General features: G+C 57.6%; 22 protein-coding genes and 2 tRNA genes. 12 read left to right on the plus strand and 12 right to left on the minus strand.

The window, feature by feature from the left end; translation table 11 throughout:
* Positions 1-843: a HalD/BesD family halogenase gene (locus KO498_RS12595; protein WP_215960234.1), complete on the minus strand. Its 843-nt coding sequence runs from the start codon at positions 841-843 to the stop codon at positions 1-3.
* Positions 844-934: 91 nt separating this feature from the next.
* A complete protein-coding gene (rpiB, locus tag KO498_RS12600) occupies positions 935-1,384 on the minus strand; it encodes a ribose 5-phosphate isomerase B (protein ID WP_215960235.1) in 450 nt (149 codons plus the stop codon).
* Between the two features lie 112 nt (positions 1,385-1,496).
* On the opposite strand from rpiB, the gene KO498_RS12605 reads away from it, so the two are divergent.
* Entirely contained in the window at positions 1,497-2,351 is an 855-nt protein-coding gene (locus tag KO498_RS12605) for a TPM domain-containing protein (RefSeq protein ID WP_215960236.1), read from the plus strand.
* A gap of 217 nt (positions 2,352-2,568) precedes the next feature.
* Positions 2,569-4,116: a trimethylamine methyltransferase family protein gene (locus KO498_RS12610; protein ID WP_215960237.1), complete on the plus strand. Its 1,548-nt coding sequence runs from the start codon at positions 2,569-2,571 to the stop codon at positions 4,114-4,116.
* Positions 4,117-4,367: 251 nt separating this feature from the next.
* On the opposite strand, the gene KO498_RS12615 is transcribed toward KO498_RS12610, so the two are convergent.
* The 3 genes from KO498_RS12615 to KO498_RS12625 form a co-directional block, all read right to left on the minus strand.
* Positions 4,368-5,330: a DUF3179 domain-containing protein gene (locus KO498_RS12615; protein ID WP_215960238.1), complete on the minus strand. Its 963-nt coding sequence runs from the start codon at positions 5,328-5,330 to the stop codon at positions 4,368-4,370.
* A gap of 75 nt (positions 5,331-5,405) precedes the next feature.
* Positions 5,406-5,954, minus strand: a complete 549-nt coding sequence (locus KO498_RS12620; protein WP_215960239.1) for a peptidylprolyl isomerase — start codon at positions 5,952-5,954, stop codon at positions 5,406-5,408.
* On the minus strand, positions 5,947-6,453 hold the full coding sequence (locus KO498_RS12625; protein WP_215960240.1) for a peptidylprolyl isomerase: 507 nt from the start codon (positions 6,451-6,453) through the stop codon (positions 5,947-5,949). The genes KO498_RS12620 and KO498_RS12625 overlap by 8 nt, the downstream gene beginning before the upstream one ends.
* 156 nt (positions 6,454-6,609) lie before the next feature.
* On the opposite strand from KO498_RS12625, the gene KO498_RS12630 reads away from it, so the two are divergent.
* On the plus strand, positions 6,610-7,800 hold the full coding sequence (locus KO498_RS12630) for a phosphoglycerate kinase (RefSeq protein WP_215960241.1): 1,191 nt from the start codon (positions 6,610-6,612) through the stop codon (positions 7,798-7,800).
* Between the two features lie 12 nt (positions 7,801-7,812).
* On the opposite strand, the gene KO498_RS12635 is transcribed toward KO498_RS12630, so the two are convergent.
* Both KO498_RS12635 and KO498_RS12640 read right to left on the minus strand, forming a co-directional pair.
* Positions 7,813-8,250: a PaaI family thioesterase gene (locus tag KO498_RS12635; protein WP_215960242.1), complete on the minus strand. Its 438-nt coding sequence runs from the start codon at positions 8,248-8,250 to the stop codon at positions 7,813-7,815.
* Complete coding sequence (locus KO498_RS12640; RefSeq protein WP_215960243.1) at positions 8,247-9,854, minus strand: acyl-CoA dehydrogenase family protein; 1,608 nt, start codon at positions 9,852-9,854, stop codon at positions 8,247-8,249. The genes KO498_RS12635 and KO498_RS12640 overlap by 4 nt, the downstream gene beginning before the upstream one ends.
* A 157-nt stretch (positions 9,855-10,011) precedes the next feature.
* On the opposite strand from KO498_RS12640, the gene KO498_RS12645 reads away from it, so the two are divergent.
* The 5 genes from KO498_RS12645 to KO498_RS12665 all read left to right on the plus strand — a co-directional run bounded on the left by KO498_RS12645 (position 10,012) and on the right by KO498_RS12665 (position 15,295).
* The gene (locus KO498_RS12645) at positions 10,012-10,323 is read left to right on the plus strand and encodes an FtsB family cell division protein (RefSeq protein WP_215960508.1); all 312 of its coding nucleotides are present in this window, start codon (positions 10,012-10,014) and stop codon (positions 10,321-10,323) included.
* Between the two features lie 192 nt (positions 10,324-10,515).
* A complete protein-coding gene (locus KO498_RS12650; RefSeq protein ID WP_215960244.1) occupies positions 10,516-11,148 on the plus strand; it encodes a DUF4339 domain-containing protein in 633 nt (210 codons plus the stop codon).
* Positions 11,149-11,612: 464 nt separating this feature from the next.
* The gene (gene pdhA / locus KO498_RS12655; protein ID WP_215960245.1) at positions 11,613-12,608 is read left to right on the plus strand and encodes a pyruvate dehydrogenase (acetyl-transferring) E1 component subunit alpha; all 996 of its coding nucleotides are present in this window, start codon (positions 11,613-11,615) and stop codon (positions 12,606-12,608) included.
* A gap of 14 nt (positions 12,609-12,622) precedes the next feature.
* Positions 12,623-13,990, plus strand: coding sequence for a pyruvate dehydrogenase complex E1 component subunit beta (locus KO498_RS12660; protein WP_215960246.1), 1,368 nt, complete (start codon positions 12,623-12,625; stop codon positions 13,988-13,990).
* 12 nt (positions 13,991-14,002) lie between these two features.
* Positions 14,003-15,295 (plus strand): pyruvate dehydrogenase complex dihydrolipoamide acetyltransferase, encoded by a 1,293-nt coding sequence (locus tag KO498_RS12665; protein ID WP_215960247.1) that lies wholly within the window; start codon positions 14,003-14,005, stop codon positions 15,293-15,295.
* A gap of 150 nt (positions 15,296-15,445) precedes the next feature.
* On the opposite strand, the gene KO498_RS12670 is transcribed toward KO498_RS12665, so the two are convergent.
* The 3 genes from KO498_RS12670 to KO498_RS12680 form a co-directional block, all read right to left on the minus strand.
* Positions 15,446-16,333: a glycosyltransferase family 2 protein gene (locus tag KO498_RS12670; RefSeq protein ID WP_215960248.1), complete on the minus strand. Its 888-nt coding sequence runs from the start codon at positions 16,331-16,333 to the stop codon at positions 15,446-15,448.
* A 108-nt stretch (positions 16,334-16,441) separates the two neighbouring features.
* Positions 16,442-16,518, minus strand: a tRNA-Asp gene (locus KO498_RS12675).
* Between the two features lie 30 nt (positions 16,519-16,548).
* Positions 16,549-16,625: transfer RNA gene (locus KO498_RS12680), tRNA-Asp, on the minus strand.
* Between the two features lie 367 nt (positions 16,626-16,992).
* On the opposite strand from KO498_RS12680, the gene KO498_RS12685 reads away from it, so the two are divergent.
* Entirely contained in the window at positions 16,993-17,337 is a 345-nt protein-coding gene (locus KO498_RS12685; RefSeq protein ID WP_215960249.1) for a TfoX/Sxy family DNA transformation protein, read from the plus strand.
* 2 nt (positions 17,338-17,339) lie between these two features.
* Here the strand turns inward: KO498_RS12685 and ndk are convergent, their stop codons facing one another.
* Together ndk and KO498_RS12695 are read right to left on the minus strand one after the other, a co-directional pair.
* A complete protein-coding gene (gene ndk / locus KO498_RS12690) occupies positions 17,340-17,762 on the minus strand; it encodes a nucleoside-diphosphate kinase (RefSeq protein ID WP_215960250.1) in 423 nt (140 codons plus the stop codon).
* Positions 17,763-17,835: 73 nt separating this feature from the next.
* Positions 17,836-18,993 (minus strand): MFS transporter, encoded by a 1,158-nt coding sequence (locus tag KO498_RS12695; protein WP_252731401.1) that lies wholly within the window; start codon positions 18,991-18,993, stop codon positions 17,836-17,838.
* A 157-nt stretch (positions 18,994-19,150) separates the two neighbouring features.
* Between KO498_RS12695 and KO498_RS12700 the strand changes: the two genes are divergently transcribed.
* The 3 genes from KO498_RS12700 to KO498_RS12710 are packed head-to-tail and all read left to right on the plus strand — an operon-like array spanning position 19,151 to position 22,247.
* Positions 19,151-21,010: an ABC-F family ATP-binding cassette domain-containing protein gene (locus tag KO498_RS12700; RefSeq protein WP_215960252.1), complete on the plus strand. Its 1,860-nt coding sequence runs from the start codon at positions 19,151-19,153 to the stop codon at positions 21,008-21,010.
* Positions 21,007-21,636, plus strand: coding sequence for a MarC family protein (locus KO498_RS12705; RefSeq protein WP_215960253.1), 630 nt, complete (start codon positions 21,007-21,009; stop codon positions 21,634-21,636). Before KO498_RS12700 ends, KO498_RS12705 begins: the two co-directional genes overlap by 4 nt.
* A 35-nt stretch (positions 21,637-21,671) precedes the next feature.
* On the plus strand, positions 21,672-22,247 hold the full coding sequence (locus tag KO498_RS12710; protein WP_215960254.1) for a retropepsin-like aspartic protease family protein: 576 nt from the start codon (positions 21,672-21,674) through the stop codon (positions 22,245-22,247).
* The last annotated feature ends 15 nt before the right edge of the window (positions 22,248-22,262 follow it).

Below are 22,262 nucleotides of genomic sequence, written 5' to 3' on the forward strand. Positions count from 1 at the left end.
TCAGTCAATAAAGCTATCGCCGCGTTGCCCTGCGCGCGCGTGGTGGATCGGCAGCGTGCGCCCATAAAGCTGCTCGGTGCGCTCGACGCTGCCGACCATGTTGGCCTCTTCCACATAAGAGAAGATCGCCACATAGCGGCGGCGCGCGCCCTTAAGCGGCGCAACTCGGTGCAACGAATATCGCCCCCGAAACAGCTGCAGGTCACCGGGTTCCAGCTCAAGCACCGTCACCTTGTCGGATGTCCCCGCCAGCACCTTTGAAACTTCTTCAAAGTTCTCGTCATCCTCGCGAATGCCCGGCGCATACTCAAACGCGCCGCCCTCTTCGGCGTTCTGAATGGCGAGCGTCACGGTGAAGTTGTTGGTGTCAAAATGCCAGGGAAAGCCGTTGCCCTCGTCGGCCATGTTGACAATCACATCAGCCAGCGGATCAGCGTAGCGAAAGAACTTCTCTTCCTGCAAACAGTCCTGAATGAAGCTGTCGAAGCCGTCAAAGTCATGCACCTTGCGCAACGCGCCATCACTGGCAAAGTTATCCGCCGGAATGAAGGCATTGGAACGCTCGTAAAACTGCCGCCGCGGGTCACTTTCGGGCAAGTCGGGGTTGTCCTGTGTAAAGTATGCATTGGTGCGACTAAACGAGCGGTGCCCCTGCTCGGCTACCCCGTCGGCCTCTGCCGTCAGCGCAGCAATACCCTTGGCAGTCAAAAAACCCTTGAGCACAGCGCAGCCGTCGCGCGCCAGTTTCTCTCGCACATCTGCCAGAACACGCGCCCGTGCCTCGCCATCCTGATGAAAAGGGTAGCTCTCAAGGTTGATAAGATCTGAACCGGAAATAGTCATAATCGCCTCCTCAGTTACAGGAAGCTTCGGGCAATTCTGGCGCTCAATCTGTGCTGTTCACGACATGGGTTCAGTCAAAAACCGCCACAAGCTAGCTCTCAATCGCGGTAATCATATCAACCCGCGTGGCGTGGCGCCCGCCTTCAAACTCGGCTGTCAGAAACGCCGTAACAACCTCAAGCGCGATCTCGACACCGACAACGCGCGCCCCGATTGACAGCATGTTGGCGTTGTTGTGCTCGCGGATCATCCGTGCCGAGAAGGTGTCACTGCACACACCGCAACGAATGCCCTCAACCTTGTTGGCCGCCATCATGATGCCCTGCCCCGTGCCACAAAGAATGACCCCCAAAGCGCAGTCACCTGAAGCTACAAGCCGCGCTGCTGCTTCGCCGTGTTTGGGGTAATGCGTGCTCTCGGGCGTGGTCGGGCCGATATCAACCGCCTCAAACCCGAGCTTGCCGATATGCGCGGCGATAAGACCGCGCAGCTCGATCGCGGCGTGATCACTTGAAAGGGCAATGCGTTTGTTGGCAGTCATGGCTGGCTCCGGCTGAAAGGGTTTGATGTCTGCCTGTCTGTCAAGTTCATACGCTCTTCGCAAGCACTCAAAGCTGGGCTATACAACCTCAGTACCAACGAGTGAGGCCAAAATGCGTATTTTCCTTCAAACCCTGTTCTTTTTGTGCCTCAGCCTTCCTGCCCTTGCACAAGAACTCCCCGAGCGCCTCACGCCCTTCGTCAGCGACTACGCAGGCCTGCTCACGCCGGAGCAAAACGCCGAAATCACCGCACAGTTGCAAACTCTGCGCCGCAAGGACAACATCGCCATGAATGTGGTGATCATGAACAACCGCGCCGCCTATGGCAGTGATGCCAGCCTAGAGGCCTTCGCCACGCGGCTGTTTGACACCTGGGGCATCGGCGACGCCTCGCGCAACGAAGGCATCCTGTTTCTGGTTCTGCTGGAGGATCGCGAAACCCGCATCGAACTTGGGAAGTCATATGCCCACAGCTGGGACGGAACCGCCGCCCGTGTGCTTGACCGCGACGTGCTTCCGCATTTTAAGAACGGCGAATACGCCCGCGGGATCAGCGCCGGAACGGCCGAGATCATCGCGACAATCGCCCTGCCCCATAAGGCCGGAAGTGAAGCGCCCACGTCAAAACATGACTGGGTTGGTTTCCTCATCATGACGCTCATGTTCTCGGTCTTTGGCTTTATTTTCGTGCCGCTCTTGTTTGGCAAGCGCCTGCGCGACGGCTACACCCGCCTGTCTCGTTGCCCAAACTGCCGCAAACGCGGGTTGCACACGCAGCGTAAGACCAAGCGCAAACCAACCCGCCATAAGCGCGGTGAAAAGAGGCGCACTGTCTCCTGCGGGTATTGCGACTTTTCAGAAACTCAAAGCTGGTCAACTTCCTTTAGCTCCAGCAGTTCCTCCTCCAGCGGTTCCAGCTCCGGCGGCGGCTCCTCGGGTGGCGGCGGCGCATCAGGAAGCTGGTGATACTCTGAAAACGACAGAATGTCGCAGGTAGGCCAGAACAGCCCACCTTTGCACGGCTTAATCAAGTCAGGCAAATCGTAGGTAGGCCAATGCAAGTGCCATTCTGCAAGATCAACTTGGTGATCATCACTATCGGAGCCGAGCGTGGCCGTGCCGCGCGTGGGGGGCCTAAGCGCGTTCTTCGCCCTTAACTCAACTCCCACGAAAGCTTCGCGATATGACAGATCTCTCGCCAAACCGCCCCGCCCGTACAGGTGGCCGTAGCGCCCGCCGCGCCGCCCGTGCCGCTCCGCTTGCTGCCGAAACACGGCCCATCCGTGCAGGGCTTTCCGGCGGTCAATACAAGCCCCTCTCTGACGCCGATGTGCTCAAAATTCACAACGCGGCCCTTGAAGCGCTCGAAACCATCGGCCTTGCCGACGCGCCGGAAAGCGGCATCAAACTGCTCACCGAAGCCGGCGCAATCTTGGGCGATGATGGCCGCATCCGCTTTCCCCGCGCTCTGGTTGAAGACATGCTCGCCAAGTCCTGCAAGGCCGTCACCTTACATGGCCGCACGCCAGAACATGATCTCGAGCTGTCCGGCACCCGCGTGCACTACGGCACCGCAGGCGCAGCCGTGAACCTCGTTGAACCCGATGGCCGCGAATACCGCCACAGCACCGTGCAAGACCTGCATGATGCCGCACGCATCGCACAACAGCTTGACAACATTCACTTTATTCAAAGACCAATGGTCTGCCGCGATATCCTTGATAACCTCGAGATGGATTACAACACCATCTATGCCTGCTGCTCTGGCAGCACCAAGCACATCGGCACGTCCTTCACCGAGCCTGACTTTGTCGGCCCTGCCCTTGAAATGCTGCATATGATCGCCGGTGGCGAAGACGCTTGGCGCGCCCGCCCTTTCGTGAGCAATTCAAACTGTTTCGTCGTGCCGCCAATGAAGTTCGCAACCGAAGCCTGCGAAGTCATGGAAGCCTGCATTCGCGGCGGTATGCCGGTGTTGCTCCTCTCGGCTGGCATGGCCGGTGCAACCGCCCCTAGCACCATCGCCGGTGCTATCGTGCAAGCCTGCGCCGAGTGCCTCGCCGGCATCGTCTACGTCAACGCCCTCTCGCCCGGTCACCCTGCTATCTTCGGCACATGGCCCTTCGGCCTCGATCTGCGCACAGGCGCGATGACAGTTGGCTCGGGCGAGCAAGCTCTGCTCTCGGCGGGCTGCTCACAAATGCACAAGTTCTACGGCATCCCCGGTGGCGCAGCGGCGGGCGCTTCCGACAGCAAACTGCCCGACATGCAAGCCGGGTGGGAGCAAATGTGCTCAAGCGTCATGGCGGGGCTCTCGGGCCTCAACATGGTCTATGAAGCGGCTGGCATGCACGCGTCCCTCTTGGGATTCTGCCACGAAAGCCTGATCCTTGGCGACGACATCATCGGTCAATCCCTGCGCTGCGTGCGCGGCATTGAAGTCGACGACGAAACACTGGCGCTCGACCAAATGCGCCAGGTCTGCCTCGGTGGCCCCGGCCACTACCTCGGCACCGACGCGACACTGGCGCGCATGCAAACCGATCACGTCTACCCAAACCTTGGCGACAGAACCTCACCCAAAGAATGGGTCGAACTCGGCAAACCCGACCTGATCGCAAACGCCACGGCGCGCAAACTCGAAATCCTGTCCGAACGCTCCTCCGCCCGCTTCTCCCCCGACCTCGACCGCGCCATAAGAGAGAGCTTCAACATTCACCTTCCGGCCTAAAGCGTCGCGCCCTTAACCTGAGACAGGGAAAAGGCGGGGTGCTCCCGTGTCTCTCAATGTTGTGGGCGTTTCGTCAAAAAACCGCTGATCAGGTTCTTGGCGAAACGCTTTAAAGCCTTTTTCTTGTTGGAAATATCCCGGGGAGTTTGAGGGGCGGCGCCCCTCATCAAAGTTGCGAGTTTGAGGGGCAGCGCCCCTCATCAGGCCGGCCTTATGGCCGGCAAATCCTGCATGCGCCTTTCAAGGTGCATTCAATCCCTTAGCATCCACTGCCCTTCCGGCCAGAATGCGTGAAATGCAAAAGCAAACATAACATCATGTGCCACATCGCGGCCTGAAGCGTCGCGCACCCGCACATTGCCCACGTCCACACCTTTGTCGATCTCGGAGGTGTCCAAAGCCGAAGCTTGCCCCTCCTTCCAGCTCAACACCAACCCGGCCTCGCGCAGTTCGCGCTCCTTGCTCAACCGCTCCAAAGGCCAGGCCCGCTCACCAACCCGCACCACCCTTATCAGCGGATGCACCCCGTGCGGCGGCATCTCTCCGCTGTATAAAAACGGCTTGGCCGAGCTGTCATAGCCCGCATATGGGTTGCGCCCGTAATCACGCCCGAAGGGCGGCTCAACCATCACCAGCCCCTCAGGATTGCGCTTCACAAAACTCTCCCAGCTTTCCATCCAGCTGGGCAAAGTGGCAAGCTCAACCCCGTTCATTTCCCCAACAATGCCGCGCCCGATCGCCTGTTGCCACCAACTCTCGGTCTGGCGGTCATACATCACCATGTCCGACTTGCGCAGCATCCCCGAGACACCAAACTCAAGCACCTGCCCCTGCACGCGCCTGTCAAAGGTAATGCCAGAGTTGCACAGCGGGCAGAACGTCACCGCGACAGGCACACCGCCGACAACATCATTCACGATTTCATGCCATGTCAGGTATCTGATCGGGTAGGCCCGCGTCCTCGCGCCCGCAAGCTCAAGCACAATCACCGGCTCGCGCTTGCCGATCATGGGCGCTTTGCCAACCTCGACAAACTGTGGGTCTGTCAGCGCCGGAATGCCGTCTTTGCCCGGGCCGCCCGACATGATCTCGCGCCAATTGCTCACCGAGCTGTTGCTAAAGTCGGTCTTGCGCCAGACATGCTTCCAGACGCTCGGATCAGCTGCCGCAGCTGTCCCGATCACCAAACAAAACAAAAATGTCAGAAATCTCAATGGCACGCTCCCTTGGCTCTCCCAAGAGTGTGCAGCAACGGGCGGGCCATTCCTAGCCCGCCCACACTTAAGTGATCACTCAGTGACCGTCACGGTTTTCATCACGTCAGGCTGGCCAATAACCGAGCCGTTCGGCCCCTTGCCAAGCTTGATTTTGTCAAGCACATCAAGTCCTTCGGTCACGCGGCCGACAACAGTATATTGCCCGTTCAGGAAATGCCCGGGGGCAAACATGATGAAAAACTGGCTGTTGGCAGAGTCAGGGCTTTGGCTGCGGGCCATGCCGACAACACCGCGCTCGAAGCTCTCGTCGGAGAACTCGGCTTTGATGTCACCCAACTTCGAACCACCACGGCCAGCCATGGCCATATTGCCGCCTTCAACGCGACCGAACTCGACATCACCGGTCTGCGCCATAAAGCCCTCGATCACGCGGTGAAAGACGACGCCGTCATAAGCGCCTTCGCTCGCCAGTGTCGAAATCTGCGCAACATGCAGCGGGGCCACATCTTCGAGCAGATCAATCACGATCTTACCGTTGGCCTCGCCCTCAACCGTGATCTCGAGACCACTCGCCAAAGCCGAGCTGGCCATCAGCGAGAATACAGCTGCAAACTTAAACATCAGCAGCAACTTTCACGCTGATCATGCGGTCCGGGTTCATCGGCGGCTCGCCACGCGCGATCGCGTCAACATGTTCCATACCTGAGGCGACCTGGCCGTAAACGGTGTACTGGCCGTTGAGGAAGTCATTGTCTTTGAAGTTGATGAAGAACTGGCTGTTTGCCGAGTTCGGGTTTTGCGAACGCGCCGCGCCGATGCTGCCGCGCGCATGCGGAATACGTCCAAACTCGGCTGGCAGATCAGGCAAGTCAGAGCCGCCCGTGCCGGCACGGCCAGGGTTGTAGTCAACTTCCATATTGGCGTGCTGCACATCGCCTGTCTGGGCCATAAAGCCGTCGATCACACGGTGAAAGGCAACATTGTCATACTTGCCGGCACGGGCCAGTTCTTTCATGCGCTCACAGTGTGCTGGTGCTGCGTCAGGCATAAGCTCGACAACAACGGTGCCGCCTTTGAGTTCAATCAAGATAGTGTTTTCGGGGTCTTTATAGTCAGCCATTTGGCGCTCCTGTTCTCTACATTTGCCCAGATACCTAAGACGCATTGCCGCAAGGAACAAGCCAGAGGTTGACGATTGTGCAATATCGCGCCAAACCCCACCCGAGTTGCAGCCTATTTGCAGCCCAATTGCAGCGAAATAACAAGGAAATGCACCGTGGCATGGAAGAAACTTGATGATCTCGACATGGCCGGAAAACGTGTGCTCACCCGCGTCGACATCAATGTTCCCGTGCACAACGGTGTGGTGACAGACGACACACGCATCCAGCGCATCACGCCAACCATCAACGCCATCCTCGCCAAAGGTGGCAAGCCGATCCTGCTGGCGCATTTTGGCCGCCCAAAAGGCAAAACCGTGCTCGACATGAGCCTGCGCGTCACCCTGCATGCGCTTGAAGCTGCACTTGGCCGCACAGTCGCTTTCGTTGAAACGCTGGAAGGCGCGGAGCCTTTTACGCAGGAAGCCCTGAACGCCGACGTAATCCTGATCGAGAACATCCGCTACCACCCCGGCGAAGAGGCCAACGATGCCGCGTTTGTAAAACGCCTCGCGGGCCTTGGTGACATTTACTGCAACGACGCCTTCTCTGTCGCGCACCGCGCCCATGCCTCAACCGCCGGAATCGCCGCGCTTCTGCCTTCCTGCGCTGGCCGCCTCATGCAAGCTGAGCTGCAGGCACTTGAGAGCGCGCTCTCCTCGCCGAAACGCCCTGTCGGCGCGGTGGTTGGCGGCGCCAAGGTCAGTTCCAAACTCGATTTGCTGTCAAACCTTGTTGAAAAACTCGACACCCTGATCATCGGCGGCGGCATGGCAAACACCTTCCTGATGGCTATGGGCGCAAAGCTCGGGGCCTCACTGGTTGAAGCCGAGATGCTCGACACCGCCCGCGAAATCCTGATCAAAGCCGAAACCAAAGGTTGCCGCGTCATTCTTCCCACTGATGGTCTGGTCTCACGCGCCTTCAAGGCAGGAGCAGACTTCGAGGTGATCAAACTCAACGAGAACACCACGCTCGACGCCGACCAAATGGTGCTCGACGCTGGCCCCGAGGCGATAAAAACCATCACCGCCGAAATCAGTAAGCTCAACACTCTGATCTGGAACGGCCCGCTCGGTGCCTTTGAAATCGCGCCGTTTGACACCGCCACAATGGCCGCCGCAAAGATCGCCGCCGCGCAAACCCTGGCGGGTGATCTGATCACCGTTGCAGGCGGGGGAGACACTGTCGCCGCCCTCAACCAAGCCGGGGCCGCCGACGACTTCAGCTATATCTCAACCGCTGGCGGCGCGTTTCTGGAGTGGATGGAAGGCAAAACCCTCCCCGGCGTCGCGGCTCTAGGCTAACAAGCTAGCCGCCTAGCCTTCGATGCCTTCCCGCCCCTCGACAACCATCATCGACGCCGTCAAATGGGCAATCTCTTTGTTACTGGCATAGGCCTTCGCTTCAGCAAACATGACATTGCGTCCGGCTTTCAGCACCCGCCCCTCAAAGCGGAACAACGCACCCTCAGCCACCCGCATCAACGAAGTCTTGAGTTCGATCGTTAACACACCGGTGCCCGCTGGCATCAAGCTATAAGCAGCATAACCCGCGGCACTGTCTAACACCGTGGTCACAACGCCTGCGTGCAAAAATCCGTGCTGCTGCGTAAATCGCCTGTCAAAGGGCATCTCGATATTCACTTCACCCGGCTCAACCGTGGTGATCTGCGCACCAAATGTCTGCATCACGCCCTGCTTGGCAAAGCTCTCGTGCACCCGTTTCTCATAGCCCTCGACAGTCGCAAAACTCATGCGCGCACCCTTTCCAAAATAGCGCTCACATCGCCAAAACCTGCCGTTCCATAGCTGCGCCCGCCGCCGGAGCCAAGCCGCGTTGCCGCATAAGCCTGTGCAACTGCATCAGGCGCATGCCTGAGCAAAACCGACGCAGTCAGCAAACTGGCCAAACTTTCAGCAAACTGCCGCGCTTCTCTTTCTTCACAGAGCTTGGGAAAGCGCGCCTCATGCGCCGCCAAAGCGCTGTCGTAGGCCGCAGAGCCGCCCTTGGCTGCCTCAAGTTCGGTGCGCAACGCGGCCCCGGCCTCTGCGTCACGCGCCAAAGTCCGCAGGATATCAAGACAGATCACATTACCCGATCCTTCCCAAATCGAGTTGAGCGGCGCCTCGCGGTAGTAAAGCGGCATAGGCGTTTCTTCTGTATAGCCCGCACCACCAAGGCACTCCATCGCCTCATAAACAAACCCCGGGCAAAGCTTGTTACCAAGGTATTTGGCCAGCGCCACACCGATCCGTCCAAACCCCTTGTCATTTGCATCAAACGCCCGCGCCATATGCATCGCCAGCGCCGTGGTGCCTTCCTGATCAAGCACCATGTCGGCGAGCACCTGCTGCATCAATGGTTGATCAATCAGGCGTCGCTGAAAAGCACTGCGATGTGTGCACCACCAAACCGCTTCATCCAGTGCGCCGCGCATGAGGCCCGCAGGCGCAACCGCTGTCGACAACCGCGTGTGATGTACCATCTCGATGATGGTTTTCACGCCCTGCCCCTCCTCGCCCAGCCGTTCGGCGTAGGCGTCATGATATTCAATCTCGGAGGAAGCATTGGCGCGGTTTCCGAGCTTGTCTTTCAGCCGCATGATCTGAATGCTGTTGCGTTCGCCCTCAAGCCAGCGCGGAACCAGAAAACACGTCAGCCCGCCTTTTGCCTGCGCCAGCGTGAGAAAGCCGTCGCTCATTGGCGCCGAGCAAAACCACTTGTGGCCGCGCAGCCGGTAACCCTCGCCGTCACGCACCGCCCTTGTCGTGTTGGCCCGCACATCCGAGCCGCCCTGCTTTTCCGTCATCGCCATGCCCAGCGTCGCCGCACTCTTGGCCGTTATGGGGGCGACGCGGTTATCATAGCCCCGCGCCGTCAGCTTCGGGGCCCAAGCCGCAGCTATTCTCTCATTGGCAGCAAGCGCGGGCACCGAGGCATAAGTCATCACCATCGGGCAGGTCACACCCGGCTCAACCTGGCTCATCATATAGGTCATCGCCGCGTGCTGAACATGGCCTGCCTCTGCTCCGTCCCATGCGGCGGCGGCAATACCGCGCGACAGGCCCGCTTGCATAAGCTGGTGATAGGCCGGATGAAACCTGACCTCGTCAAGCCGCCGCCCACTGCGATCAAAGCTCACAAGTTCCGGGTTGTGCTTGTTGGCAAGCCGCCCCGCCTGGCGCATTTCTGCCGTGCCAAGCTCTGCACCGAAAGCGGCCATATCCGCTTCAGGCGCGGATTTTGCATGCAGCCTCAAAATCGCATCACTCTGCCAGAGGTCATGTCCCTCTCGCGGGGTGGGTTGGTTGCTCACCTCATGGGTTTGCAACACCGAGCGTGGCGCAGAATGTGACATGAATGACTCTCCCCTGTTGCAAAAGCTCCGCATTTTCGGGCTTTCTGCAAAAGAGCCTTTCACGCGCGCCCCTGTTTGTGCCAATGTTTCGTTGCGTCAGTATGGCGCGCATAAAAACATAAGCGCAACAATGCGCAGCACCACGAGGCCGACCAGTATGATACCCCGCAGAATACCAGCGCTCGGAATGCCGATCGGCACGCTGATCTTCTTTGCACTGGCCTTTTGCCTGTCACTCTACTTTGTCTTCGCTGCAATTCAGGGCGACTATGGCCTGTTCCGCCGCGCCGAGATCGAAGCCGAGCACCTCGCGCTCACCCGCGAGCTCAACACCTTACAGGCTCGCGTAGACCGGATGCAAAATCTTACACACCGCCTGTCTGACGACTACCTTGACGTTGACCTGCTTGATGAACGTGCCCGCGACATCCTCGGCTATGTGCGCGCCGACGAGATCGTCATTCACTAGGTTCAACTTGTCAGTATTGCTGCATGCAGCTTGTCAAAACATTTGCAGCTTAGAGCCTGTTCAAATAGCCACTGACGCCACGGTCCATTACTAGAAAGTTTCAATACTGTTAGTTGAGAAAAATCTTTTACAAACGAATTATTCGTGTTGTTATATCTCCACATTTTGAAATTAGAGAGAGATTATCACTGCATGTCCGACAATGATTTCCTTCCCGAGAAAAGAAACAATTCACTTCCAACTGCATCAAGTGCTCCAAGCATTCCACATCCTTTAGATACCGAATGGCATGTTAGTATTGACGATGAGGTCTACGGCCCCTTCACTGGGCACGACTTGAAAGCAATGGCTGCAGAAGGTCGTTTGGAATACGACACTCTCGTCCAGAAGGTTCGTGGGCCAGACGTTTGGTCACAGGCATCTGAAGACAAGGCCTTATCAAAGTTTTTCACCCCTTCTCCCAAGCCCCCCTCCCAGTCAGCCTCCTCAATCGCTACCGGTGACAAGGCTCAAATTGTGACTGTGAACAACACAATCTCGGCCCAACCTGCTTACTTTGGAGAACGGCCTGTCGACAAAGCTCCATTTGTGGCAGCTCTGTTGTCGTTGCTAATCGTTGGTGTCGGACAAATGTATAACGGAGAAGTCGGTAAAGGCGTGCTTATGTTGTTTGGATGTATTTTACTGTGGGCCGCCATGCTGGGCTGGATCATCAACATCTGGTCGATAATTGATGCCTATAGTGTCGCAAACAGAAAGCATGAAGCATACCAGCATTGGATGGAAGCAAACGCCTCGGCCGCCCGCGCTCAAGCAAATGCCTGACTTAGGTAGGCAACTTTCAAGTGAGGTGGCGCGATTTGCTGAGCAGATGTTTGCAAAGGTGTCCCGTCGTCCAGCAAGGGACGTGGCGCTCTGGCTCGCGTGCATACCCTTAATCCTGCCTGCCCCCATCCTTGCTGGTAGTATGGCGCTACTTACATGGATAAAAGGGAATACCGATCCAAGGTGGCCGCTTATTTTGGCGGTCTCAATTTTGAATTTCCTACTTTCCGTTGCCGCACTGATTTGGATTTCCGCACAGATGGGCGATTGGATGACTGATCAACTTAGAGATATCTTAGGCCCCATGTTCACCTGGCCAGAGAAAATTGATTCTCGATCAATATCCGTATAGGTGCAACTCGGGTGCAATATCCCTCCTCAAGAAAAAACCTCGCAATGCGCTCTTCTTTGGTGTTACGATTAGTTTAACGCTAAACTAATTAACTTCCGAGGGGACATGCCTGATGGCCGCTAAGAAAACCAGTGCGAAATCAAACACTTCCGCCGAAGAGCTTAAAGGCTATTACCGCGACATGCTGCTCATCCGGCGATTCGAGGAAAAGGCTGGCCAGCTCTACGGCATGGGCCTGATCGGCGGGTTTTGTCACCTCTACATTGGCCAGGAGGCCGTTGTTGTCGGGCTCGAAGCCGCTACCAAGGAAGGTGACAAGCGCATCACCTCCTACCGCGATCACGGGCATATGCTCGCTTGCGGCATGGATCCGAAAGGCGTCATGGCCGAGTTGACAGGCCGTGAAGGCGGTTACTCCAAAGGCAAAGGCGGCTCGATGCACATGTTCAGCAAAGAGAAGCATTTCTACGGCGGTCACGGCATCGTTGCCGCGCAAGTGCCGCTCGGTGCGGGGCTGGCATTCTCGGACAAATACAAAGGCAATGACAACGTCACTTTCACCTACTTCGGTGACGGCGCGGCCAACCAGGGACAGGTCTACGAAGCCTTCAACATGGCCGCCCTCTGGGACTTGCCCGTGGTGTTTGTAATTGAAAACAACCAATACGCGATGGGGACATCCCAACAGCGTTCGACGTCGTCAGCTGATATCTACACCCGCGGTCAAGCCTTTGGCATCAAAGGTCAATTGGTTGATGGTATGGATATTCTGGCCGTGAAAGAAGCCAGTGAAGCCGCTGTCGCCCACTGTCGCGCAGGCAAAGGCCCCTACATACTCGAGGTCAAAACCTACCGCTATCGTGGCCACTCGATGTCAGACCCCGCCAAGTATCGCACCCGCGAAGAAGTGCAAAAAGTGCGTGAAAAGTCAGACGCCATCGAGCATGTGCGCGACCTCTTGATCACTGGCAAACACGCGACCGAAGACGAGCTGAAAGCGATCGACAAAGAGATCAAGGCCATCGTCAACGACAGCGCCGAATTCGCCAAAACATCACCCGAACCAGCGCTTGAAGAGCTCTGGACCGATATTTACGCTGACGCCTGAGGGAGACACACATTATGGCTATCGAAATTCTCATGCCCGCCCTCTCGCCAACAATGGAAGAAGGCACTCTGGCCAAATGGCTGGTTAAAGAAGGTGACACAGTTCAATCCGGCGATATCCTCTGCGAGATCGAAACCGACAAAGCCACGATGGAATTTGAAGCCGTCGATGAAGGCGTCATCGGTAAAATTCTGGTCGCTGACGGCACCGAAGGCGTTAAGGTGAACACCCCCATCGCCATGATCGGCGAGGAAGGCGAAGACATGAGCGCCGCGGCCCCTGCTGCAGCTGCTGAAGCCGCACCAGCCGCCGAAGCCCCGGCCCCGGCATCGGTTCCCGCCCAAGCCGCCGCACCAGTCGCCGTCAAAGACACCTCGCCCGACTGGCCCGAAGGCACCGAGATGAAGCAACAAACCGTCCGCGAAGCTCTGCGCGACGGCATGTCAGAAGAGATGCGCCGCGACGACAGCGTGTTCCTTATGGGGGAAGAAGTCGCCGAATATGAAGGCGCCTACAAAATCTCCCAAGGCATGCTCGCCGAGTTCGGCTCCAAACGTGTCATCGACACCCCGATCACCGAGCATGGTTTTGCCGGTATTGGCGTCGGCGCGGCCTTTGGTGGTCTCAAGCCGATCGTTGAGTTCATGACCTTTAACTTCGCCATGCAAGCCATTGATCAGATTATCAACTCTGCCGCCAAGACGCTCTATATGTCCGGCGGGCAGATGGGTGCTCCGATGGTCTTCCGGGGCCCCAACGGTGCCGCAGCCCGCGTGGGTGCGCAGCACTCACAAGACTACGCCGCATGGTATGCGATGATCCCCGGTCTCAAGGTCGTCATGCCCTACTCCGCAAGCGACTATAAAGGCCTGATGAAAACCGCGATCCGCGACCCGAACCCGGTGATCTTCCTCGAAAACGAGATCCTCTATGGCCGCTCTTTCGACGTGCCCGTGCTTGACGACTACACAGTTCCCTTTGGCAAAGCCCGCGTCTGGCGCGAGGGTGATGATGTCACCATCGTCAGCTTTGGCATCGGCATGCAGTATGCGCTTGAAGCCGCTGACAAGCTTGCAGAAGACGGCATTTCTGCCGAGGTGATCGACCTGCGCACTCTGCGCCCGATCGACTACGACACAGTTCTCGCGAGCGTCCAAAAAACCAACCGCTGCGTCACCGTCGAGGAAGGCTGGCCCGTTGGCTCAATCGGCAATCACCTTTCGGCGACAATCATGGAACGCGCGTTTGATTACCTCGACGCGCCCGTGATCAACTGCACCGGTAAAGACGTGCCGATGCCCTACGCCGCCAACCTCGAAAAACACGCTTTGCTGACCACCGATGAGGTCGTCGCAGCCGTCAAACAAGTCACTTACCGCTAAGGGAGCGCGCTCATGCCTATCGAAATTCTCATGCCCGCCCTTTCGCCCACAATGGAAGAGGGCACACTGGCCAAATGGATCGTCAAAGAGGGCGACACCGTTCAATCCGGCGATATCCTCTGTGAGATCGAAACCGATAAAGCCACGATGGAATTTGAAGCCGTAGATGAAGGCACCATTGGGAAAATTCTAATCGCTGACGGAACCGAAGGCGTGGCCGTCAACACCGCCATCGCCGTGCTGCTCGAAGATGGAGAAAGCGCCGATGACATCGGGGCAGCAAGTGCTGCTCCCGCCCCTTCGGCACCAGCCGAGGCTGCACCCGCGGCCCCAACTGCCCCGGCCGCCTCGGCTCCGGCAGCCGCTGCGCCGGTCAAAGACGGCGAACGCATCTTTGCCTCGCCCCTCGCCCGCCGTATCGCTGCCGACAAAGGCCTTGATCTAACAGCAATCGCCGGATCAGGCCCCAAAGGCCGCATCGTCAAAGCCGACGTGCTCGACGCCAAGCCAGCCGCAGCAACAGCAGCGCCAGCCGCCAAAGCAGACGCGCCAGCCGCCGCAGCCATGCCAAGCAGCCCGTCAGCCGACATGGTCGCGCGCTCCTACGAGGGCCGCGAATATGAGGAAGTCAAACTCGACGGCATGCGTAAAACCATCGCCGCGCGCCTCACCGAGGCCAAGCAAACCGTGCCGCACTTCTACCTGCGCCGCGACATTCAGCTTGATGCCTTGATGGCTTTGCGCAGCCAACTCAACAAGCAGATCGAAGCCCGAGGCGACAAGCTTTCAGTCAATGACTTCATCATCAAAGCCTGCGCCCTAGCCCTGCAGGCCGTGCCAACAGCCAACGCCGTTTGGGCCGGGGATCGTGTGCTGCAAATGAAGGCATCTGACGTGGCCGTGGCCGTGGCAATCGAGGGTGGCCTCTTCACGCCTGTGTTGCAAAACGCCGATCAAAAATCGCTCAGCTCACTCTCGAACGAGATGAAAGACCTCGCCGCGCGCGCCCGTGATCGCAAGCTCGCGCCGCACGAATACCAAGGCGGCAGCTTCGCGGTGTCCAACCTCGGGATGATGGGCATCGACAACTTTGACGCCATCGTCAACCCACCACATGCTGGCATTCTCGCCGTTGGCGCTGGTAAGAAAAAGCCGGTCGTCAATGCCGAGGGCGAAGTTGTGGTTGCCACGGTGATGTCCGTAACAATGTCTGTTGACCACCGCGTCATAGACGGCGCAATGGGGGCCGAGTTGCTCAAGCACATCGTTGACAACTTGGAAAACCCGATGGCCATGCTGGCTTAAGCGTTAACCAGTTTGGCGCTCCAAAGGGGCGCCAAAACTGTGCATACGCATTATGCACTGTGGTATGCACTGAAATATGCACCCGTTGTGCAGGCAGTTTCTCAGCCAAAACCACGTTAACCTATGTTAATTTCGGTTAGCTTTTTGTTATTAAAACGCACCAACGAACCGTGACGGCAATTTGAACTGCAACTCATAGTCTGGCCGTTCGAAGTGATAGAACCCCGTCTCTTCACGCGGCTCGAAACTGTCGATCATCGCCTGCCGGAACGGGCCCAAATCAAAGCCCTCTTGCATTGCGTATTTGCCCAGCCGCTCAAACACCGCACGGTCGTCACCACGCGCATCGGCAAACCAGTGCCCGCCAATTGAAGCCTCACGTTTTGTAGCGCCGATTTGCGCAGTCACAGCGTTGCGCCGGTCCATGCCTTTGCAATATTCTCCGAAGTCGCAAAACTTGAGGTGAAACAGGTAAAGCCCCTCAGGTGCGTTGATCTTTTCATACTGGGTAAAGTGCCCGCCGCGGGCGATTTTGACGCCAGCCGAAATGATGCAGGGCTTGGAGTAATGCGGCGCGAGGCGAACATGAAGACGTGGGCCCAACACCTTGTCTTCAATAGGTTCTTCCTCAATATCAATCCTGTGGACAACCTCGAGTCCCAGCGGTGTGATCACCTGCCGTTGCTTTTGCTGTCCAAGGAACTCGGGCAGGCTCAGGCCGAGCTCGGGGTCGATCACAACCAGCTCGTCAACATCGCCAACAATCACATGATCATGATAGGCATTCAGCCCCTGCACGAGGTTGTTGAGAAGCCGCCAGCGCTTCATGTCGAAGTTTTTGTGATGATGGCCCGGAATGCCAATGACGTTGCAGCCCTTGGCCATTTCAGCAACTTCCGGCGTGTGCCCGTGGTTGATGATATAGCAGTTTTCGCGCCCCAGCATTTCGCCGTAATGGGCAAGCCAGATTTTGAGGTAAAACAAATCGTCACGCAGCATTGTCACTGCGGCCACGCGGGCGGTTTTTTTGGTAGCCATAAGCCTCTGCTCGCTCTCTCGTTCGGGCGGTTCACATAGGTTTAACCCGTTAACGCCAAAATGAGAATCAAATATTCCCGTACCGGAGCAATCAATTTGAAAGGAAAGTGGCGCGGTTGACGGGGCTCGAACCCGCGACCTCCGGCGTGACAGGCCGGCACTCTAACCAGCTGAGCTACAACCGCGCATACGCGTCAGGCATCTTTGGGCAGTGATGGCGCGGTTGACGGGGCTCGAACCCGCGACCTCCGGCGTGACAGGCCGGCACTCTAACCAACTGAGCTACAACCGCTCACTGCCGCTTCAGATGCTCCAAAGCGTGAGGGAGGTCATATGCGCCCCCCAAGCGCACGTCAAGCGCCGAAAGCGGGTAGATTTGCAAAAAGTCTGCCAGAGGAATGTGGCCAGATAGTCACGCCCAAGTTTTGCCACATTTCAACCAGCTTTAAGGCACATTTCGCGACAAGTCTTAACAGATGTTTAACGCGCCGTAGTTTGGCGCAGGTTTCAAAAGGAGCGCTAACAATGCCCTACTCAAAGCCACAGCCGACAACGGCCAAGCAAACACAGACACGTAAGCCCCAAAAGCCTAAGCCGCTCATCACCGACTACGCCTCACTTTGAGGTGACAATCGCTGATTGACGCACTAGATTGGCCTATGCCTACGCCAGTCTCATCTATCCGCAATCTTGGCCCAGCCTATGAGGCCTCGTGCACACGCGCTGGCATCAACTCGGCCGAAGAACTACGCGCGCTCGGCCCTGACGAGACCTACAGCCGCCTGCTTGCGACCGGCAGCACCCCTCACTTTATTGGTTACTACGTTCTGGTCATGGGCTTGCAAGGCCGACCATGGAACGACTGTAAAGGTAAGGAAAAACAAGAGCTTCGCAAGCGGTTTGACGCGATCAAAGCGGCCAACGCCGAAGCTCTTACAAAAACCAAGGGCCGCTCTCAGCTTGAGGCGGCCCTTGATGCGATTGGTGTGATCGAGAAGATGTAGGCTTAGCCGACCAGTTCAAGACCCGAGAAGAAAAATGCGATTTCTTCAGCGGCTGTTTCCGGTGCGTCCGAGCCGTGAACCGAGTTCTCGCCGATTGAAAGAGCGAACTCTTTGCGGATCGTGCCTGCGTCGGCGTCGGCAGGGTTGGTTGCGCCCATAACTTCGCGGTTTTTCGCGATGGCATCTTCGCCTTCCAGAACCTGAACAACGATTGGCTCGGAGATCATGAACTCGCAAAGTTCCCCGAAAAACGGACGCTCTGAGTGAACACCGTAAAACTGCTGTGCTTGGGCAAGCGTCAGCTGAATGCGCTTTGACGCAACAATGCGCAGGCCAGCTTCTTCAAACTTGGCAGCAATTTTGCCTGTGAGGTTGCGCTTGGTTGCGTCTGGTTTGATGATCGAGAATGTGCGTTGAATGGCCATGATAAGGCTCCTGTTCGGGTTTGTGTATTGAATTTGCGCCCTGCTAACATGGGCGCAGGCGTTTGAAAAGCCGCTATTGCGCTGCTTCAAGCTGACGTACCCAAAGCGCCGCAATCAGCCCGACAAAAGATGTCAGCGACATGAAACCCAGGAGCACATAGGCCCCGCTCGGCCCACCAGCCAAAGCCCCCGTCAGTGCCGTAGCAACGGCCCCGCCAAGCACCGTCAAAGCCCCCGATAGCCCCGAGGCGCTGCCCGCAAGGCGCGGGTTGACAGACATCACCCCCGCATTGGCGCTTGGCAGGGTTAAGCCATTGCCAAGACCAACAAAAATAGCTCCGCCGAACAGCACATAGGGGTTGAACCAGCCCAGTGCCAGAACCGCGATTGCGAGGAGCGGCCCGAAGCTTGCGAACAAGCGGCCTGCGATCATTAGCGAGACGGGTCGGTAGCGGCCAGACATCCGCCCAGTGACGATGTTGCCCAGCATAAAACCGCCCGAGATCGACCCCATACCGATACCAAGTTGCGCCGGTGTAAGGCCAAACAACCCCTCCCCGACCAGCGCAGCACCGCCGAGAAAGGCGAAAAAACCGCCAACCGAGAACACGAGGCATACACTATAGGCCCAGAACAGTTTGCTCTTGGCGAGATCAGGATAGGTTCTGAACTGGGCGGTAAAGCTGGCGGACGGTTCAAGGTTGGTTTCCTGCAAGTCATACCAGCAGATCACCAGCAACAGTGCGCCCATGATCGCGAAGGCTGCAAAGTTGGCGCGCCAGCCGAACAACTCGTCAAGCAAACCGCCAAGCATCGGGCCAAGCAGCGGCGCAAGGGCCATAGCGGTTCCCATAACGCCCAAGAGCCGCGCGGCTTCGCTTGCTGGCGCGACATCGCGCACCACAGCCCGTGACAGCGCCATGCCAGCTGCGATACCGGCTTGCAGCATGCGAAACACCATGAAAACCCGGAAATCGGTTGCAAAATAGCAGCCGACAGATGCCAACGTGAACAGCCCCAAGCCGATCAGAACGACCGGCCTGCGCCCGTAGCGGTCAGACAATGGCCCCATGATGATCTGCAAGACCGCCGAAACAGCAAGATAGCCGCCAACGGCCAACGAGATCAGCGCATAGTTAACGCCAAAGCCGGTGGCCATTTGCGCCAGTGAAGGCAAGAACATGTTGAGCGACAGAACCGACAGGCCTGTGAGCAATACCAACGTGAGCATGGAGGGCTTTTGCATCGAAGACATTAGTTAACCTGTGCATTAAAGCCCAAGGGTTACGCCCGTTTCTGACAAGCTACAAGCCCCCGTTCCTCTTCGTCTCAAATGCCCATAAGAATGCACACTGGCGCGCGCGCTTGGCCTCTGCTAAGTCGCGCTCATGCTCAAGATACAAAACATATCCTACTCGGTCGCAGGCCGCACGTTGATCGAAGACGCTTCGGTCACCATTCCCACGGGCCACAAGGTTGGCATCGTGGGTCGCAACGGCACCGGCAAGACCACGCTGTTCAAGATCATTCGTGGCGAACTCAACCTCGACATGGGTGACTTTTCGCTGCCTTCGCGCGCCCGCATCGGCGGTGTTGCGCAGGAGGTTCCCGGCAACGAAGTCTCGCTGATCGACACTGTTCTGGCGGCCGATACCGAGCGTGCATCCTTGCTGGCCGAGGCCGAGATCGCAACCGATCCGACACGGATTGCCGACATCCAAACCCGCCTTGCTGACATCGACGCCTGGTCAGCCGAAGGGCGCGCAAGTTCGATCCTGCGCGGCCTTGGCTTTACCGCCGATGAACAAAAGCAGCCCTGCTCTGCCTTCTCCGGTGGCTGGCGCATGCGCGTGGCTTTGGCTGGCGTGCTGTTCTCACAGCCCGACTTGTTGTTGCTCGACGAGCCGACAAACTACCTTGATCTTGAAGGCGCGCTCTGGCTTGAGGCTTACCTCGTCAAATATCCGCACACAGTCCTTATCGTCAGCCACGACCGTGGGCTCTTGAACCGTGCTGTCGGTGCAATCTTGCACTTGGAAGACAAGAAGCTCACGCTCTATCAAGGCAACTATGACCGCTTTGCCGAAACACGCGCAGCGCGTCTGGCTGTGGCCGATTCTGAAAATCGCAAAATCGAAGCACGCAAGGCACACCTGCAAAAGTTCGTTGATCGCTTTCGCGCCAAGGCCTCGAAGGCTGTTCAGGCGCAGTCACGTATCAAGGCCATCGCCAAGCTCAAGCCGATCACCACGCCACAAGAAGCCGCTCTCAAGCGCTTCACCTTCCCGTCACCGGAAGAGCTGTCTCCGCCGATCATTCATGTTGAAAACGGCTCGGTTGGCTATGATGGGAAAGCGATCCTGAGCAAACTTGATCTGCGCATTGACCAAGACGACCGCATCGCACTTTTGGGCCGCAATGGTGAGGGTAAGTCTACGCTCTCCAAGCTGCTGTCAGGGCGGCTTGAGCTGATGGGCGGAACGATGACCACCTCGTCAAAACTGCGGGTCGGCTTCTTTGCCCAACATCAGGTTGACGAGTTGTTTGTTGACGAAACGCCCGTCGATCATATCCGCCGCGTGCGCCCAGGCGAAACACCCGCGCGGCACAGGGCTCGCCTTGGCGGTTTTGGCATCGGTTCCGAACAGGCCGACACGCTTGTTGGTGCTTTGTCAGGCGGGCAGAAGGCACGTCTTTCACTGATGCTGGCAACCATAGATGCGCCGCATCTTTTGATCCTCGATGAACCGACCAACCACCTCGATATCGAAAGCCGTGAAGGCCTTGTTGAAGCTCTCACAGCCTACACAGGCGCGGTTATTCTGGTCAGCCACGACATGCACTTGCTTTCATTGGTTGCTGACAGGCTTTGGCTGGTCAAAGACGGCGGCGTTAGCAACTATGACGATGACTTGGAAAGCTATCGCAAGGTCCTTCTCGCCCCAACCGAAAAGCCTGCCAGCAAACCCAAAAAGGAAAAACCCAAGCCCAAACGCGCCAGCCGCGATCAACTCCTCGCGCTCAAAGCTGAAGTGCGCAAATGCGAAGAGCGCATTGCCAAGCTTGACGAGTTTCGCATGAAGCTCGACAAACTCCTCGCCGACCCTGCCCTCTATGACGAGCGCCGTGCCGAGCTCCCCAGTCTGCAAAAGAAAGACGCCGAGATCAAACAGGCCTATACCCGCGCCGAAGAGATGTGGGAAAAGGCTCTAAGCAAACTCGAGAAGGCAGAAGGCAAAGCGGCATGATCGAACTGAGCTTCATCATCACGGCCTTCACCACGCTGTTTGTGGTAATTGACCCGATCGCCCTCACCCCGATTTTTGCGACCATGACTCAAGGCATTGAAACCAAACACCGTGGCAAAATGGCTCTGCGTGCCTGTCTGGTGTCGTTTGGCATTCTCGCGGTCTTTGCGGTGGCTGGCGAAGCCGTCATGCATTTCATCGGAATCTCGATGCCGGCCTTTCGCGTTGCGGGCGGCATTTTGCTGTTTCTCACGGCCCTCGACATGCTGTTTGAGCGCCGCACCAAACGCCGCGAAGATCAAGCCGACGACGAAACCTTCGCCGACGATCACGACCCCTCGGTGTTCCCCCTCGCCGTGCCGCTTTTGGCCGGCCCCGGCGCGATTGCAACCGTGATCTTGCTTGCCGGGCAAGCCCCTGGCGTGACAGGAACTGCGATGGTCATCGGGATGGTCGCCATTGTGTTGCTCACGGTGTATCTGTCGCTGCTGGCCTCTAGCCTGTTTGAGCGCGCGCTCGGCAAGACAGGCATCAATGTCGCCACACGCCTGCTGGGCATGTTGCTCGCAGCTCTCGCCGTGCAATTCGTGCTCGACGGATTGCGTGCCTTTGGCTTTGCCAGCTAAGACCCTATATAGAGGCTTGAGAAGGAGTTCCTCACATGGGTGATCCCGCCAGCCTCGTCTATATCCTGCTGCTCTTGGGGGTGATCGGCTCATGGGTGTTTGTGCAAAACCGCCAATCGCTCGGGCAAGTCGCGCAGCAGGCGCTGATCTGGGCACTGATCTTTGTCGCCGCCATCGCCGTTGTTGGCCTTTGGGATGACATAAAACAAACGGTCGTGCCGCAACAGTCGGTCATGGCAGGCGAAGGGCGCATCGAGATACCTCAAGACAGCGACGGGCATTACTATTTGAAGGCGATGGTGAACGGCGCGGAAGTGACGTTCCTCGTTGATACCGGCGCAAGCTCGATTGCGCTTAACCAGTCAGACGCGAGAAAAGCCGGTATTGATATGAGCAGCCTCGCCTACCTTGGCACCGCCCAAACCGCCAATGGCGAAACCCGTATCGCCTTTGTGCGACTGAAATCACTTAGCATTGGCGACATTCAAGACAGCAACGTGCGCGCTTGGGTCAATGAAGGCGCGCTTGATCAATCCTTGCTCGGGATGAGCTATCTACAGCGCTTCTCCAAAGTGTCGTTTGAAAACGGCACCTTAATCTTGAGCCGCTAACCCTTCTGAGGACGT

It is taken from the genome of Lentibacter algarum (assembly GCF_018860975.1).
Lineage (GTDB): Bacteria > Pseudomonadota > Alphaproteobacteria > Rhodobacterales > Rhodobacteraceae > Lentibacter > Lentibacter algarum_A.

Coding starts and splice junctions, on each gene's coding strand:
- rpiB (WP_215960235.1), bottom strand. CDS start 1,384: ATGACTGCCAACAAACGCATTGCCCTTTCAAGTGATCACGCCGCGATC.
- KO498_RS12595 (WP_215960234.1), bottom strand. CDS start 843: ATGACTATTTCCGGTTCAGATCTTATCAACCTTGAGAGCTACCCTTTT.
- KO498_RS12620 (WP_215960239.1), bottom strand. CDS start 5,954: ATGTTTAAGTTTGCAGCTGTATTCTCGCTGATGGCCAGCTCGGCTTTG.
- KO498_RS12685 (WP_215960249.1), top strand. CDS start 16,993: ATGCCTACGCCAGTCTCATCTATCCGCAATCTTGGCCCAGCCTATGAG.
- KO498_RS12695 (WP_252731401.1), bottom strand. CDS start 18,993: ATGCTCACGTTGGTATTGCTCACAGGCCTGTCGGTTCTGTCGCTCAAC.
- KO498_RS12610 (WP_215960237.1), top strand. CDS start 2,569: ATGACAGATCTCTCGCCAAACCGCCCCGCCCGTACAGGTGGCCGTAGC.
- KO498_RS12700 (WP_215960252.1), top strand. CDS start 19,151: ATGCTCAAGATACAAAACATATCCTACTCGGTCGCAGGCCGCACGTTG.
- KO498_RS12705 (WP_215960253.1), top strand. CDS start 21,007: ATGATCGAACTGAGCTTCATCATCACGGCCTTCACCACGCTGTTTGTG.
- pdhA (WP_215960245.1), top strand. CDS start 11,613: ATGGCCGCTAAGAAAACCAGTGCGAAATCAAACACTTCCGCCGAAGAG.
- KO498_RS12640 (WP_215960243.1), bottom strand. CDS start 9,854: ATGTCACATTCTGCGCCACGCTCGGTGTTGCAAACCCATGAGGTGAGC.
- ndk (WP_215960250.1), bottom strand. CDS start 17,762: ATGGCCATTCAACGCACATTCTCGATCATCAAACCAGACGCAACCAAG.
- KO498_RS12665 (WP_215960247.1), top strand. CDS start 14,003: ATGCCTATCGAAATTCTCATGCCCGCCCTTTCGCCCACAATGGAAGAG.
- KO498_RS12645 (WP_215960508.1), top strand. CDS start 10,012: ATGATACCCCGCAGAATACCAGCGCTCGGAATGCCGATCGGCACGCTG.
- KO498_RS12605 (WP_215960236.1), top strand. CDS start 1,497: ATGCGTATTTTCCTTCAAACCCTGTTCTTTTTGTGCCTCAGCCTTCCT.
- KO498_RS12650 (WP_215960244.1), top strand. CDS start 10,516: ATGTCCGACAATGATTTCCTTCCCGAGAAAAGAAACAATTCACTTCCA.
- KO498_RS12635 (WP_215960242.1), bottom strand. CDS start 8,250: ATGAGTTTTGCGACTGTCGAGGGCTATGAGAAACGGGTGCACGAGAGC.
- KO498_RS12660 (WP_215960246.1), top strand. CDS start 12,623: ATGGCTATCGAAATTCTCATGCCCGCCCTCTCGCCAACAATGGAAGAA.
- KO498_RS12710 (WP_215960254.1), top strand. CDS start 21,672: ATGGGTGATCCCGCCAGCCTCGTCTATATCCTGCTGCTCTTGGGGGTG.
- KO498_RS12670 (WP_215960248.1), bottom strand. CDS start 16,333: ATGGCTACCAAAAAAACCGCCCGCGTGGCCGCAGTGACAATGCTGCGT.
- KO498_RS12625 (WP_215960240.1), bottom strand. CDS start 6,453: ATGGCTGACTATAAAGACCCCGAAAACACTATCTTGATTGAACTCAAA.